This is a genomic window from Streptomyces sp. NPDC057697 (assembly GCF_042799335.1).
Classification (GTDB): domain Bacteria; phylum Actinomycetota; class Actinomycetes; order Streptomycetales; family Streptomycetaceae; genus Streptomyces.
On the sequence record NZ_JBHVJA010000001.1, the window covers coordinates 825945 to 840360 of the forward strand.

The following is a 14416-nucleotide window of genomic DNA, read 5'->3' on the forward strand; positions in this document are numbered from 1 at the left end:
CGCGCGGACCGGGGAGCGCGGGACGGGGTCCGCTTTGTACTCAAACGCCGGGCGGGCCCGTCGAGCGGGCCCACCCGGCGTCCGGAAGGGGTGCGGCAGACCGGTCAGCGACCGTTGAAGGCGTCCTTCAGCCGGGAGAACAGTCCCTGCTGGCCGGGCTGGAACTGGCCGGTGGGCCGCTCCTCGCCCCGCATCTTCGCCAGGTCCCGCAGCAGCCGTTCCTGCTCCGGGTCCAGCTTCGTCGGGGTCATCACCTCGACGTGCACGATCAGATCGCCGCGCCCGCCGCCCCGCAGATGCGTGATGCCGCGTCCGTGCAGCGGGACCGACTGGCCGGACTGGGTGCCCGGCCGGATGTCGACCTCCTCCAGGCCGTCGAGCGTCTCCAGCGGCACCTTGGTGCCGAGCGCGCCCGCCGTCATGGGGATGGTGACCGTGCAGTGCAGATCGTCGCCCCGGCGCTGGAACACCGCGTGCGAGAGCTCGTGGATCTCCACGTACAGATCGCCGGCCGGGCCGCCGCCGGGGCCGACCTCTCCCTCGCCCGCGAGCTGGATGCGGGTGCCGTTGTCGACACCGGCGGGGATCTTCACGGTGAGCGTGCGCCGCGACCGGATGCGGCCGTCACCGGCGCACTCCGGGCACGGGGTCGGCACGACCGTGCCGAAGCCCTGGCACTGCGGGCAGGGCCGCGAGGTCATGACCTGGCCGAGGAAGGACCGGGTGACCTGGGAGACCTCGCCGCGGCCGCGGCACATGTCACAGGTCTGGGCGGAGGTGCCGGGGGCGGCGCCCTCGCCGCTGCACGTGGTGCAGACGACGGCCGTGTCGACCTGGATGTCCTTGGTGGTGCCGAACGCGGCCTCGGCGAGATCGATCTCCAAACGGATCATCGCGTCCTGGCCGCGCCGGGTGCGCGAACGGGGCCCGCGCTGCGACGACGTACCGAAGAACGCGTCCATGATGTCGGAGAAGTTGCCGAAGCCGCCCTGTCCGAATCCGCCCGCGCCACCGCCGCCGGAGGCGGACAGCGGGTCGCCGCCGAGGTCGTAGACCTGCTTCTTCTGCGGGTCCGACAGCACCTCGTAGGCGGCGTTGATCTCCTTGAACCGCTCCTGGGTCTTCGGATCGGGGTTCACATCCGGGTGCAGCTCGCGGGCGAGCCGACGGAATGCCTTCTTGATCTCGTCCTGAGATGCGTCGCGGCGTACGCCGAGTACGGCGTAGTAGTCCGTGGCCACTTACGACTCCGCCAGGATCTGTCCGACGTAACGTGCCACTGCGCGTACCGCTCCCATCGTTCCGGGGTAGTCCATGCGGGTCGGTCCGACCACGCCGAGTTTGGCGACTGCCTCGTCGCCCGAACCGTAGCCGACCGCGACGACGGACGTGGAGTTGAGCCCCTCGTGGGCGTTCTCGTGCCCGATACGTACGGTCATGCCCGAGTCCTTGGCCTCGCCGAGCAGCTTCAGCAGCACGACCTGTTCCTCCAGTGCCTCCAGCACCGGCCGGATCATCACCGGGAAGTCGTGTCCGAAGCGGGTGAGGTTGGAGGTGCCGCCGATCATCAGCCGCTCCTCCGTCTCCTCGACGAGGGTTTCGAGCAGGGTGGAGAGCACGGTGGACACGGTGCCCCGGTCCTCGCTCTCGAAGGATTCCGGCAGGTCCTGCACCAGCTGCGGGACGTCCGCGAAGCGGCGTCCGACGACCCGGCTGTTGAGCCGGGCCCGCAGATCGGCGAGAGAAGTCTCACCGAACGGGGCGGGGCAGTCGATCATGCGCTGCTCGACCCGGCCGGTGTCCGTGATGAGCACGAGCATCAGCCGGGCGGACGCCAGCGACAGCAGCTCCACGTGCCGCACCGTCGACCGGGTCAGCGAGGGGTACTGCACGATGGCGACCTGCCGGGTCAGCTGCGCGAGCAGCCGTACGGTGCGGCCCACGACGTCGTCGAGGTCGACCGCTCCGTCGAGGAAGTTGTGAATGGCCCGGCGCTCCGGCGAGGAGAGGGGCTTGACCCCCGCGAGCCTGTCGACGAAGAGCCGGTAGCCCTTGTCCGTCGGGATGCGTCCGGCGCTGGTGTGGGGCTGGGCGATGAAGCCCTCGTCCTCCAGCACCGCCATGTCGTTGCGCACGGTCGCCGGGGAGACCCCCAGCTTGTGCCGCTCGGTGAGCGCCTTGGAGCCCACGGGCTCCTCCGTGCCGACATAGTCCTGGACGATGGCGCGAAGGACTTCGAGTCTGCGTTCGCTGAGCATCGCGCACACCTCCAGCTGTGTTTCCTCGGTGGTTCTCGGGTCGTTCCTGTGTCCCTGCCCAGGAATCCGCCTGGCACTCTGTCATCGCGAGTGCCAGCAATCCCCCGGCCAGTGTACGGCGGTCGAGTGGGGGCCTAGCAAGGGCGACCGGCCACGCTACCGCGAGACCTCGCGAGCCGTTTGCCGATAGCGTCCCGGTATGGATGCCTCTTGGGAAGAGTTCGGGTGGGAGCGGCTCGGTCATGGAGTGGGCCGGCGGCGCCTTCCGGGGTGGGACGCGACGGTCGCGCTGGTGGCCGGAACGGACGGGGTACTGCTCTTCGACACCGGATCGACGCTCCGCGAGGGCGCCGAGGTGCGGGCCCAGGCCCAGGCCCTGTTCGGCCGGAGGGTGACGCATATCGCACTCAGCCACCCCCATTTCGACCACGTCCTGGGCACCGCCGCGTTCTCCGGCACCGAGGTGTACGGGGCGGTCGGCCTCGCGGAGCTGCTGGAGCGCGAGGCGTCGGGGCTGCACGGCTCGGCGGTACGTCACGGGGTCACCGAGCACGACGCGGCGGAGGCCGTCGACGCGCTGGTGTCGCCGCACCACCAGGTGTGCGGCGAGTGGACGCTCGATCTGGGCGGCGGGCGCGAGGTGGTGCTGGCCGACGTGGGCCCCGCGCACAGCGGCCACGACCTGGTGGCCGTCGTCCCCGGCTCCCCCGCGATCGTGCTCTGCGGCGACCTGGTCGAGGAGTCCGGCGAACCGCAGGCGGGCGAGGACGCCTTCCCGTCCCGCTGGCCGGCCGCGCTGGACCGGCTGCTGGAGCTGGGCGGCGAGGACGGGGTGTACGTACCGGGCCACGGGGCGGTGGTGAACGCCGCGTTCGTCCGCGCCCAGCGTGAACAACTGGCCGTACGCTTCGGCGTGTCGTGACCCTCGGGGCCAGGTCGTCCTATCGTCGTCCGATGCGCAGCTACCAGCCGGACCTGACCCCGCCGTGGAAGAGGTCCGCCCCCGTTCCCGAGGTCCCCGCCGAGCCCGATCTGGTCGTGGAGGAGGTCTCCACCGGATTCTGCGGTGCGGTGATCCGCTGCGAGAAGACGGCCCAGGGGCCGACGGTGACCCTGGAGGACCGCTTCGGCAAGCACCGGGTCTTCCCGATGGAACCGCGTGGCTTCCTGCTGGAGGGCCGGGTGGTCACCCTCGTCCGCCCCTCGGCGGCCGGCCCCGTGCGCCCGGCCCGTACGGCCTCGGGTTCGGTCGCGGTCCCGGGGGCGCGGGCCCGGGTCGCGCGGGCGGGCCGGATCTATGTGGAGGGCAGGCACGACGCGGAGCTGGTCGAACGGGTCTGGGGCGACGACCTGCGGATCGAGGGCGTGGTCGTGGAGTACCTGGAGGGCATCGACGACCTCCCCGCCATCGTGCGCGACTTCTCCCCCGGCCCGGACGCCCGGCTGGGCGTCCTGGTCGACCATCTGGTGCCCGGCTCCAAGGAGTCCCGGATCGCCGCCCAGGTCTCGGACGCGAACGTCCTGGTGCTCGGCCATCCCTACATCGACGTGTGGGAAGCGGTGAAGCCGTCCTCGGCGGGCATCGCGGCCTGGCCGGTGGTACCGCGCGGCCAGGACTGGAAGACCGGCGTGTGCCGCGCGCTCGGCTGGCCGGAGAACACCGGCGCGGCCTGGCAGCGGATCCTGTCCACGGTCCGCTCGTACCGCGATCTGGAACCGGCCCTGCTGGGCTCGGTGGAGCACCTGATCGACTTCGTGACGGCACCGGAGTAGGGGATGCCCAGCCCTGCGGGGCTTCTTTCAGCCCGTGGGGGTTCCCTCAGCTCGTCGGGGCTTCTCTCAGCCCGTCGGGGTTTCCCCAGCCCGGTCGGGGCTTCTCTCAGCCCGGTCGGGGCCTGTCCAGCCCTGCGGGGCTTCTCCCAGCCGTGGGGCTTTCCCCGCCCGGTCAGGGCTTCCCCAGCTCGGTCGGGGATTCCCCAGCCCACCGGGGTTTCCCTCAGCCCGGTCGGGGCTTCTGTCAGCCCCTCCGGCGTTTGAGGAGCGGGGGTCCGGGGGCGGAGCCCCCGGTTACGGGAAGGGGCGGGACAGGGGAACAGGCCCGCCGCAGGCGCACCCCCCGCGCACCGCACCCCACCACGCCCGGGACCGGCACCCGCCCCGGCACCGGCACCGGCACCTGCGCCCGCACCCGCGCCCCACACCCCACCCTCAGTCCACCAGATCCCGCACCATCGCATCCGCCAGCAACCGCCCCCGCAGGGTCAGCACCGCCCGCCCCCGCTCGTACGGCCCGTGCTCCAGCAGCCCGTCCGTCAGCGCGCGGCGGGACGCGGCCAGCCCGGCCGGGGCCAGCAGCGACAGCGGGCAGCCGTCCGCGAGCCGGAGCTCCAGAAGGATCCGCTCGACCCGCCGGTCCTCCTCGGAGAGGACCTCGCGCCCGGCCCCCGGCGACCGCCCCTCCGCCAGCGCCTGCGCGTACGCCCCGGGATGCTTCACGTTCCACCAGCGCACCCCGCCGACATGGCTGTGCGCCCCCGGCCCGGCGCCCCACCAGTCGGCTCCGCGCCAGTACAGCTCGTTGTGCAGGCACCGTCCCTCGGGCGTGCGGGCCCAGTTCGACACCTCGTACCACGAGAAGCCCGCCGCGGCCATCGCCTCGTCGGCGATCAGATAGCGGTCGGCGTGGACGTCGTCGTCCGTCATCGGGACCTCGCCGCGCCGGATCCGCCGTGCCAGCTGCGTCCCCTCCTCGACGATCAGCGCGTACGCCGAGACGTGATCCGGACCCGCGCCGATCGCCGCGTCCAGCGAGGCCCGCCAGTCGTCGTCGGACTCCCCCGGCGTGCCGTAGATCAGGTCGAGGTTGACGTGCTCGAAGCCCGCCTCCCGGGCCTCGGCCACGCACGCCTCGGGCCGCCCCGGCGTATGCGTACGGTCCAGGATCTTCAGCACGTGCTGCCGGGCACTCTGCATCCCGAACGAGATCCGGTTGAAGCCGCCCGCCCGCAGCTCGGCGAGATACGCCGGACCGACGGACTCCGGATTGGCCTCGGTGGTGATCTCCGCGTCGTCCGCGAGCCCGAACTCCTCGCGGATCGCCCCCAGCATCCGGACGAGGTCCGCGGCCGCGAGCAGCGTGGGCGTACCGCCGCCGACGAAGACCGTGCGGACCGGGCGCGGATCGTCGCCCAGCACCTTGCGGGCCTGGCGGACCTCGCCGATCAGATGCTCGGCGTAGTTGTCCCGGGAGGCCAGCGCGCCGCCGGAGCCGCGCAGCTCGGTGGCGGTGTAGGTGTTGAAGTCGCAGTAGCCGCAGCGGGTCGCGCAGTACGGCACGTGCAGATAGAAGCCGAGCGGCCGGTCCGCGGCGCCTTCCAGGGCATGGCGGGGCAGCGCCCCGTCGTCGGGCACGGGTTCACCATCGGGCAGTACGGAAGGCATACCGCCCATTGTCGCGCGCCGCCGGGGAACCCCCGGCCACGCCCGTGACCACGGCGGCTGCCCGCCCGGGGAAGGAGCCTCGCCCCGCCCCGGGGAACGGGCCGCACCCCGCCCGGGAGACGAACCTCACCCCGCCTGGAGCACCAGCAGCGCCAGATCGTCGTCGGGCGGCCGCTCGGCGAACTCGTGCACGGCCCGCTTGATCCGGTCCGCGATGCCGTCCGCCGACAGCCCGGTGCAGTCGGCCAGGGCTCGGGCCAGGCCGTCGCCGTCGTCGAACATCAGCGGCCCGGAGCGCCGCTCGGTCACCCCGTCCGTGACGCACAGCAGGCTGTCGCCGGGCGCCAGGTCGAAGCTCTGGCTCTCGTACGCGACGTCGTCGAAGATCCCGAGCAGTATCTGCGGCTCGGCGGCCGGGCGCACCTCGCCGTCGGGCCGCAGCAGCAGCGGCAGCGGGTGGCCGGCGCTGGCCAGGGTGCAGTGGACGCCGCCGCCGGGCAGCGGCACGAGTTCCCCGTACAGCAGGGAGAGGAAGCGCGACTGCCCGGTGTCCGCCGTCTGCTGGCCCCCGGCGGCGGCCACCATGAGCGCGGCCGCCTCGGCGGCCTCCATCGCGTCGTCGAGGAGCAGCCGGTTGAGCCGGTCCAGGACCTCCCCGACGCCGAAGCCCTCACGGGCCAGCAGCCGCAGCCAGGGCCGGGCGAGGCCGGTGACGACGGCGGCCTCGGGGCCGCTGCCCTGCACATCGCCGAGGACGAAGCACCAGCGGTCGCCGGGGCACGGGAAGATGTCGTAGAAGTCACCGCCGACGACGCCGTCGTCGCTGGGTTCGTACACCAGCGAGCTGGAGACCCCGGGTATGTCGGCGACCTTGCCGGGCAGCAGTGCGCGCTGAAGGATGCGGCTGATGGTGGCCTGCCGGGTGTACTCGCGGGCGGCGCCGACGGCGAGCCCGACCCGGCGTACGAAGTCCTCGATGAGCGCGGTCACCTCGTCGGGGACGCGGGTGAGCCCCTCCCGGCCGAGGAGCACGGCGCCGAGGTTCCGGCCGCCGGAGGTGATCCGGTAGGCGAGGGCGGAGACGACGGGCTCGTCGGTCTTCTCGGGCTCCTCGTGCTCCTCCTCCTCGCCGCCCGGCCAGGGCATGGAGACGGGGCCGGTGCCCACCCTCTCGGGGAGCCGGATCGGGCCCTGCTCCAGCAGGGCGCGCAGCTGCCCGGTCTCGGCCTCGTCCCGGTGCCAGACGCTGGCGAGGCGCGGGACGGCCGAGGGGCCGCCGTTCTCGGGTTCCAGCCAGATCGCGCACCAGTCGGCGAGTCTGGGAACTAGTAACTGCCCCGAGAGCGCCGCCACGATGTCCTCGTCGAGCTGACCGGCCAGCAGGTCGGAGGCTTCGGCGAGGAAGGAGAGCGCGCCGCGGCCGGCCCAGTCCGCGTCGTCGCGCAGCGCGCGCCGGGGGGTGGGGGCGAGCAGTTCGGCGGCGCGCAGCCCCTGCTGGAAGCCGGGCTCGGCCGCCGGTTCCGGGAACGGATTCCAGCTGTCCACGGGGAGCCGGGCCCAGACGGTCTTGAGGCCGGTGCGGTAGGTGATGCCCCAGCGCTCGGCGAGGGTGCCGACGAGCTGGAGCCCGCGGCCGTAGTCGGCGGGGTCGTCGGGACCGATGGTGCTGGTGCCCTCCGCCGCCTCGGCCACGCTTCCGGCCTCCGGGCGGTCGCTGCGCACCGCGCGGGCCGGGTGGTGGTCCGAGACCTCCAGCACCAGGGCCGCGGCCTCGTCCTCGGTGGCCTCCTCCAGCCGGGCGAGCACTTCCACCGTGGTCCCGGCGTGTACGACCGCGTTGGTGACCAGCTCGCTGACGACGACTTCCGCGTCCTCCGCCACCCGCTCGCTGAAGCCCACCGCCGCGGGCAGCCCGAGCCCGGCCCACTCTTCGAGCGCGGCCCGGACGAACCGGCGGGCGGCGGAGGGTGCGAGGAGGTTTCCGGGCAGGGACGTATGGGCGACCGGCCACGCATCCGCACGGCCTGTGGGTATACCGGGACGCTGGACGATGTCCCGCTGCAAGGGAATGGGCCCCACGGCGCAGCTCCTGACCTGTGCTCGCTCTGTTTGTTCTCGTTGCTGTCTGTCTGTTCTCGTTGGGCGGCGCTGACGACACCGACAGAGTGACAGATGCACCATGCCCATAAGCAGCGAGTTGCCGAAGTGAGCAGAGAAAAAAGAGCGGGCCGAACGCCGTGGGGGCAGGCCCTATGCCTCGCGGGTTCCCGCGTACATGTCGTCGATGAGTCCCTTGTACTCGCGCTCGACGACCGGCCGCTTCAGCTTGAGACTGGGCGTCAGCTCGCCGTGCTCGATGTCGAGGTCACGGGGCAGCAGCCGGAACTTCTTGATGGTCTGCCAGCGCTGCAACCCCTCGTTGAGGCGCTTCACATAGCCCTCGATGAGCGCGACGGTCTGCGGGGAGGCCACCACGTCGGCGTACGGTTTCCCGCCCAGTCCGTTCTCGGCGGCCCAGCCCAGGATGGTCGGCTCGTCGAGCGCGATCAGCGCGGTGCAGAAATTGCGGTCGGCGCCGTGCACCAGGATGTTGGAGACGAACGGACAGACCGCCTTGAACTGTCCCTCGACCTCCGCCGGGGCGATGTACTTGCCGCCCGACGTCTTGATCAGGTCCTTCTTGCGGTCGGTGATCCGGAGGTAGCCGTCCACGGACAGCTCGCCGATGTCGCCGGTGTGGAACCAGCCGTCCGCCTCCAGCACCTCGGCGGTCTTCTCCGGCTGCCCGTGGTACCCCTCCATGAGGCCGGGGCCGCGCAGCAGGATCTCGCCGTCGTCCGCGATCCGGACCTCGGTGCCGGGGAGCGGCTTTCCGACGGTGCCGGTGCGGTAGGCCTCGCCGGGGTTCACGAACGAGGCGGCGCTGGACTCGGTGAGTCCGTAGCCCTCCAGGATGTGGATCCCGGCGCCCGCGAAGAAGTAGCCGATGTCGGGGGCGAGGGCGGCGGAGCCGGAGACACAGGCGCGCAGCCGGCCCCCGAATGCCTCGCGGATCTTGGCGAAGACGAGGGCGTCGGCGACCTTGTGCTTGGCACCGAGCGCGAACGGTACGGAGGCCGTGCCGGTGTGCCGGAAGTTGTCCTGCGAGACCGTCGCGTACTCGCGGGCGACCCCGGCCGCCCACTGGAAGATCTTGTACTTGGCCCCGCCTCCGGCCCTCGCCTTGGCGGCGACGCCGTTGTAGACCTTCTCGAAGATGCGGGGCACGGCGGCCATGTACGTCGGCTGGACCACCGGGAGGTTCTCGATGATCTTGTCGACCCGGCCGTCGACGGCGGTGACGTGGCCGACCTCGATCTGGCCCGAGGTGAGGACCTTGCCGAAGACGTGCGCGAGCGGCAGCCAGAGGTACTGGACGTCGTCCTTGGTGATCAGCCCGGTGGAGACGGTGGCCTTGGCCATGTACGACCAGTTGTCGTGCGGCAGGCGTACGCCCTTGGGGCGGCCGGTGGTGCCCGAGGTGTAGATCAGGGTGGCCAGCTGGTCGGCCGTGATGGCGGCGACCCGCTCCTTGATCGCCTCGGGGTGCGCCGCCAGGTGCTCGGCGCCCCGGGCCTCCAGGTCGGCGAGGGTGAGCACCCAGCCGTCGGGGTCGCCCTCGGCGGGTCCGGCGTCCTCCGGATCGATGACGACGACATGGGCGAGGTCGGGCAGCTCGGCCCGGTGCTCGCGGGCCTTGGCCAGCTGGGCGGCGTCCTCGGCGATCAGTACCCGGCTGTCGGAGTCGGAGAGGATGAAGGCCGACTCCTCCGCGTTGGTCGAGGGGTAGATGGTGGTGGTGGCGGCGCCCGCGCACATCACCCCGAGGTCGGCCAGGATCCATTCCACCCGCGTGCCGGCGGCGAGCGCGATCCGTTCCTCCGGGCGCACCCCCAGCGCGATGAGCCCTGCCGCGATGGCGTAGACCCGCTCGGCGGCCTGCGCCCAGCTCAGCGACTTCCACTCATCGGGTCCCTCGCCGGAGGCCGGGGGGACGGGGTAGCGGTACGCCTCCCCGTCCGGAGTGGCCGCCACGCGGTCGATGAAGAGGTTCGCCACGGAGGGCGGTCGGTTCTCGATCAAGGTCAGTGTGTCGCTCACGACGTCCTCCGGGCCTGCGGCAGTGCTTCACGACCGGCTGCTGGTTGCTGCTGATTCCTGCGGGTGTCTGCGTACTCGATCCTGCGGGTGTGTCCTGCGTGCCTGGACCTGTGTGCCTGGTCCTGCGTACTCGGTGCTGCGTACTCGGTGCTGCGGGGCTCGCTCCACAAAGCTCGGCTCGCTCCGCGGGCGCTTGTTCCAAGGCGCTTGTTCGAGGTGCTGGTTCGAGGCGCTTGTTTAACTGGTGAGTAACTACGAAGCCGTGATCAGGGTAGAGCGCCCGGGTCCACCGCGTAAGAGGCAACGGGCCGTCGCTTGATAACAAACGGGCCCCCACGCCGCAGGGTGCTGCGGCACAGGGGCCTGTTCGGGCCGCCGCGGGGCGGCGGCGGGGGGCGGGGCCGGAACCCGGGTCCCGGCGACGCCCGCGGCGGGCTACTTCTTGCCCTTGCCGTCCCCGCCCGACTCGTCGGTGGACAGCACGGCGATGAAGGCCTCCTGCGGCACCTCCACGTTGCCGACCATCTTCATCCGCTTCTTGCCCTCCTTCTGCTTCTCCAGCAGCTTCCGCTTACGGGAGATGTCACCGCCGTAGCACTTGGCGAGGACGTCCTTGCGGATGGCGCGGACCGTCTCACGGGCGATGACCCGGGAGCCGATGGCGGCCTGGATCGGCACCTCGAAGTTCTGCCGCGGGATCAGCTCGCGCAGCTTGGCGACGAGCCGGACGCCGTACGCGTACGCCTTGTCCTTGTGCGTGACCGCGGAGAAGGCGTCGACCTTGTCGCCGTGCAGCAGGATGTCGACCTTGACGAGCTGGGCGGACTGCTCGCCGGTGGGCTCGTAGTCGAGCGAGGCGTAACCCCGCGTCTTGGACTTCAGCTGGTCGAAGAAGTCGAAGACGATCTCGGCGAGCGGCAGGGTGTAGCGGATCTCGACCCGGTCCTCGGAGAGGTAGTCCATGCCGAGCAGGGTGCCGCGCCGGTTCTGGCAGAGCTCCATGATCGCGCCGATGAACTCGCTGGGGGCCAGGACCGTGGCGCGGACGACGGGCTCGTGCACCTTGTCGATCTTGCCCTCGGGGAACTCGCTCGGGTTGGTGACGGTGTGCTCGGTGCCGTCCTCCATGTCGACGCGGTAGACCACGTTGGGGGCGGTGGCGATGAGTTCGAGGCCGAACTCGCGCTCCAGCCGCTCCCGGATCACGTCGAGGTGGAGCAGTCCGAGGAAGCCGACGCGGAAGCCGAAGCCGAGGGCCGCGGAGGTCTCCGGCTCGTACACCAGGGCGGCGTCGTTGAGCTGGAGCTTGTCCAGCGCCTCGCGCAGGTCCGGGTAGTCCGATCCGTCCAGCGGGTACAGCCCCGAGAAGACCATCGGCTTGGGGTCCTTGTAGCCGCCCAGCGCCTCGGTCGCACCCTTGTTCAGGGAGGTGATGGTGTCACCGACCTTGGACTGCCGGACGTCCTTCACCCCGGTGATGATGTAGCCGACCTCGCCCACGCCGAGGCCGTCGGCCGGGGTCATCTCCGGGGAGGAGACCCCGATCTCCAGCAGCTCGTGGGTGGCGCCGGTGGACATCATCCTGATGCGCTCGCGCTTGTTGAGCTGGCCGTCGACCACACGGACGTACGTGACCACGCCGCGGTACGAGTCGTAGACCGAGTCGAAGATCATCGCGCGGGCGGGGGCGTCCGCCTGGCCGATCGGGGCCGGTACGTCCCTGACCACCCGGTCGAGCAGCGCGTCCACGCCGATGCCGGTCTTGGCGGAGACCTTGAGGACGTCCTCCGGCTGGCAGCCGATGAGGTTGGCCAGCTCCTCGGAGAACTTCTCGGGCTGCGCGGCCGGCAGGTCGATCTTGTTGAGCACCGGGACGATGGTGAGGTCGTTCTCCATCGCCAGGTAGAGGTTGGCGAGCGTCTGGGCCTCGATGCCCTGCGCGGCGTCGACCAGGAGGATCGTGCCCTCGCAGGCGGCGAGCGAGCGGGAGACCTCATAGGTGAAGTCCACGTGGCCCGGGGTGTCGATCATGTTGAGGACATGGGTGCGGCCCTCGCCCGTGGTGGGGGCCCAGGGCAGACGCACCGCCTGGGACTTGATGGTGATGCCGCGCTCGCGCTCGATGTCCATCCGGTCGAGGTACTGAGCGCGCATCTGCCGCTGGTCGACCACGCCGGTCAGCTGGAGCATCCGGTCGGCAAGGGTCGACTTGCCGTGGTCGATGTGCGCGATGATGCAGAAGTTGCGGATCAGCGCCGGGTCGGTACGGCTCGGCTCGGGCACGTTGGTAGGAGTCGCGGGCACGCAGGGTCCTGATTCTTGAGACGCCGAACGCCGTGTCTCGGGTCGATGTCGGTTCGGTCGGATCGATACGTAGCCTCCATCGTCCCATGGTTGCGGGGCGGAGACCGGTTTGGGCCGGTCGGAGCGGGGCTGGTACCGTTGACAGCTGTGCCTCGCGACTCTCTCAGGCCGTGGGGCGCACATCGAAGATCCAACGAACCTGAAAAGGCTCTTTCGTGGCGAACATCAAGTCCCAGATCAAGCGGAACAAGACGAACGAGAAGGCGCGCCTGCGCAACAAGGCCGTCAAGTCCTCGCTCAAGACCGCTATCCGCAAGGCCCGTGAGGCTGCCGCCGCCGGTGACGTCGAGAAGGCCACCTCGGCCGCTCGCGACGCCTCCCGCGCGCTCGACAAGGCCGTCTCGAAGGGTGTCATCCACAAGAACGCCGCCGCCAACAAGAAGTCGGCGCTGGCCTCCAAGGTTGCCTCCCTCCAGGGCTGAGCATTCTGATGTGATCGCCGGGACGGACCCAGCGGGCCCTCTCTCCCGCTCCTGACCGGCACCCCGCGCCGCACACCGAACCTGCGTTCGCCACGCGGGTGCGGCGCACCAAGCGTGAACCGAAGCCCCGGCCCCGCCCTCCCCAGGGCGAGGACCGGGGCTTCGGCGTATGCGGTTCTGGCGCCGGGGGCTGCTTCGGCTTGGGGGCGGGCTGCCTCGGCCGGGGGTGGGCTGCTCCGGTCTGGGGGCGGGGTGCTCCTCCGGCCGGGGGGGCGAGCTGCTCCGGTCTGGCGCTCCGGCTGGAGTCTCGGGCTGGTGGGTGCGGGCCGGTTCGTGCCGGGCCGGTTCGTGCCGGGCCGGTTCGTGCCGGCCCGGCTCGTGCGGGCCGGTTCGTGCGTGGGGCTGGGCGTACGCACGGAGGCTTCGGCGCACGCGCAGAGGCTTCGGGGCACGCGGGAAGCGCGGGGCACGCGCGGGCTTCGGCGTACGCGCTGCCGCCTTGCGGGAGCTGCCCGGACGAAGCCCCGGCCGTACGGACGTAACCGGGGCTGACGGGTGACGGGTGACGGGTGACGGGCCCGGGGTGCCGGGTTCGGGTTCAGGTCCGCCGGTCCGACGGTCCGGGTCCGACCGTCCGGATCCTACGATCGGGGTCCGACGTCAGCAGGTTCTGCCCCAGAGGCGGGTTCAGCCCCGGGGTCACTGTCCCGACAGGGTTGGCGTCCCGACCGGGTCACCGCCCCGACCTCGCCGCGCGCGCCACCGCGACCACGGCCTTCTCCAGAGCGTACTCGGGGTCGTCGCCGCCGCCCTTGACTCCCGCGTCCGCGGCCGCAACCGCCCGCAGCGCCAGGGCCACCCCGTCCGGCGTCCAGCCGCGCATCTGCTGCCGCACCCGGTCGATCTTCCACGGCGGCATGCCCAGTTCACGGGCGAGGTCCGCGGGCCGGCCCCCGCGGGCCGAGGACAGCTTGCCGATCGCCCGTACGCCCTGTGCCAGCGCGCTCGTGATCAGCACCGGCGCCACCCCTGTGGACAGCGACCAGCGCAGCGCCTCCAGCGCCTCCGCGGCGCGCCCCTCCACCGCGCGGTCGGCGACCGTGAAGCTCGACGCCTCGGCGCGGCCCGTGTAGTAACGGGCGACGACCGTCTCGTCGATGGTGCCCTCGACATCCGCGACGAGCTGCGAGACCGCACTCGCCAGCTCCCGCAGATCACTGCCGATGGAGTCGACCAGGGCCTGGCACGCCTCGGGCGTCGCCGAACGCCCCAGCACCCGGAACTCCGCCCGCACGAACGACAGCCGCTCGGCCGGCTTGGTCGTCTTCGGACACGCGACCTCCCGCGCCCCCGCCTTGCGCGCCGCGTCCAGCAGGCCCTTGCCCTTGGCGCCGCCCGCGTGCAGCAGCACGAGGGTGATCTCCTCGACAGGATCGCCCAGATACGCCTTGACGTCCTTGACCGTGTCAGCGGAGAGATCCTGCGCGTTGCGCACGATCACCACCTTGCGCTCGGCGAAGAGCGAAGGGCTCGTCAGCTCGGCGAGGGTGCCGGGCTGGAGCTGGTCGGGGGTGAGGTCGCGGACGTCCGTGTCGGGGTCGGAAGCGCGGGCGGCCGCCACCACCTGCTGCACGGCGCGGTCGAGGAGCAGGTCCTCCTGGCCCACGGCGAGGGTGAGGGGGGCGAGCGGGTCGTCGGTGGAATTCCTTCTGGTGGCCATCGCCGTCCAGCATCCCATGCACCACTGACAGCCCCGGCCTGACCCATGGGTTCCCTGATCACGGGGAATTC

General features: G+C 71.6%; 10 protein-coding genes. 3 read left to right on the forward strand and 7 right to left on the reverse strand.

Features of this window, described 5'->3' with window-relative positions:
• Positions 1–104: 104 nt before the first annotated feature.
• Both dnaJ and hrcA read right to left on the reverse strand, forming a co-directional pair.
• Positions 105–1241 carry a molecular chaperone DnaJ gene (gene dnaJ / locus ACFVFH_RS03700; RefSeq protein WP_356481736.1) on the reverse strand — a complete coding sequence of 379 codons (1137 nt, stop codon included), beginning with the start codon at positions 1239–1241 and terminating at the stop codon, positions 105–107.
• A complete protein-coding gene (hrcA, locus tag ACFVFH_RS03705; protein WP_093542656.1) occupies positions 1242–2258 on the reverse strand; it encodes a heat-inducible transcriptional repressor HrcA in 1017 nt (338 codons plus the stop codon).
• A gap of 199 nt (positions 2259–2457) precedes the next feature.
• Here hrcA and ACFVFH_RS03710 point away from each other — a divergent pair, with 199 nt between their 5' ends.
• Together ACFVFH_RS03710 and ACFVFH_RS03715 are read left to right on the forward strand one after the other, a co-directional pair.
• The gene (locus ACFVFH_RS03710; protein WP_383762848.1) at positions 2458–3180 is read left to right on the forward strand and encodes an MBL fold metallo-hydrolase; all 723 of its coding nucleotides are present in this window, start codon (positions 2458–2460) and stop codon (positions 3178–3180) included.
• A 32-nt stretch (positions 3181–3212) separates the two neighbouring features.
• Positions 3213–4031, forward strand: coding sequence for a DUF3097 domain-containing protein (locus tag ACFVFH_RS03715; protein WP_383762851.1), 819 nt, complete (start codon positions 3213–3215; stop codon positions 4029–4031).
• Between the two features lie 435 nt (positions 4032–4466).
• Here the strand turns inward: ACFVFH_RS03715 and hemW are convergent, their stop codons facing one another.
• The 4 genes from hemW to lepA form a co-directional block, all read right to left on the reverse strand.
• Entirely contained in the window at positions 4467–5708 is a 1242-nt protein-coding gene (hemW, locus tag ACFVFH_RS03720) for a radical SAM family heme chaperone HemW (RefSeq protein WP_383762854.1), read from the reverse strand.
• A gap of 117 nt (positions 5709–5825) precedes the next feature.
• Positions 5826–7763, reverse strand: a complete 1938-nt coding sequence (locus tag ACFVFH_RS03725; RefSeq protein WP_383763571.1) for a SpoIIE family protein phosphatase — start codon at positions 7761–7763, stop codon at positions 5826–5828.
• A 186-nt stretch (positions 7764–7949) separates the two neighbouring features.
• The gene (locus ACFVFH_RS03730) at positions 7950–9839 is read right to left on the reverse strand and encodes an AMP-dependent synthetase/ligase (protein WP_383762857.1); all 1890 of its coding nucleotides are present in this window, start codon (positions 9837–9839) and stop codon (positions 7950–7952) included.
• Positions 9840–10274: 435 nt separating this feature from the next.
• Complete coding sequence (lepA, locus tag ACFVFH_RS03735; RefSeq protein WP_383762860.1) at positions 10275–12143, reverse strand: translation elongation factor 4; 1869 nt, start codon at positions 12141–12143, stop codon at positions 10275–10277.
• A 215-nt stretch (positions 12144–12358) separates the two neighbouring features.
• On the opposite strand from lepA, the gene rpsT reads away from it, so the two are divergent.
• Complete coding sequence (gene rpsT, locus ACFVFH_RS03740) at positions 12359–12625, forward strand: 30S ribosomal protein S20 (protein WP_072483588.1); 267 nt, start codon at positions 12359–12361, stop codon at positions 12623–12625.
• 733 nt (positions 12626–13358) lie between these two features.
• On the opposite strand, the gene holA is transcribed toward rpsT, so the two are convergent.
• A complete protein-coding gene (holA, locus tag ACFVFH_RS03745) occupies positions 13359–14345 on the reverse strand; it encodes a DNA polymerase III subunit delta (RefSeq protein ID WP_383762863.1) in 987 nt (328 codons plus the stop codon).
• Between the last annotated feature and the right edge of the window lie 71 nt (positions 14346–14416).

Coding starts and splice junctions, on each gene's coding strand:
- hrcA (WP_093542656.1), bottom strand. CDS start 2,258: ATGCTCAGCGAACGCAGACTCGAAGTCCTTCGCGCCATCGTCCAGGAC.
- ACFVFH_RS03710 (WP_383762848.1), top strand. CDS start 2,458: ATGGATGCCTCTTGGGAAGAGTTCGGGTGGGAGCGGCTCGGTCATGGA.
- ACFVFH_RS03715 (WP_383762851.1), top strand. CDS start 3,213: ATGCGCAGCTACCAGCCGGACCTGACCCCGCCGTGGAAGAGGTCCGCC.
- hemW (WP_383762854.1), bottom strand. CDS start 5,708: ATGGGCGGTATGCCTTCCGTACTGCCCGATGGTGAACCCGTGCCCGAC.
- holA (WP_383762863.1), bottom strand. CDS start 14,345: ATGGCCACCAGAAGGAATTCCACCGACGACCCGCTCGCCCCCCTCACC.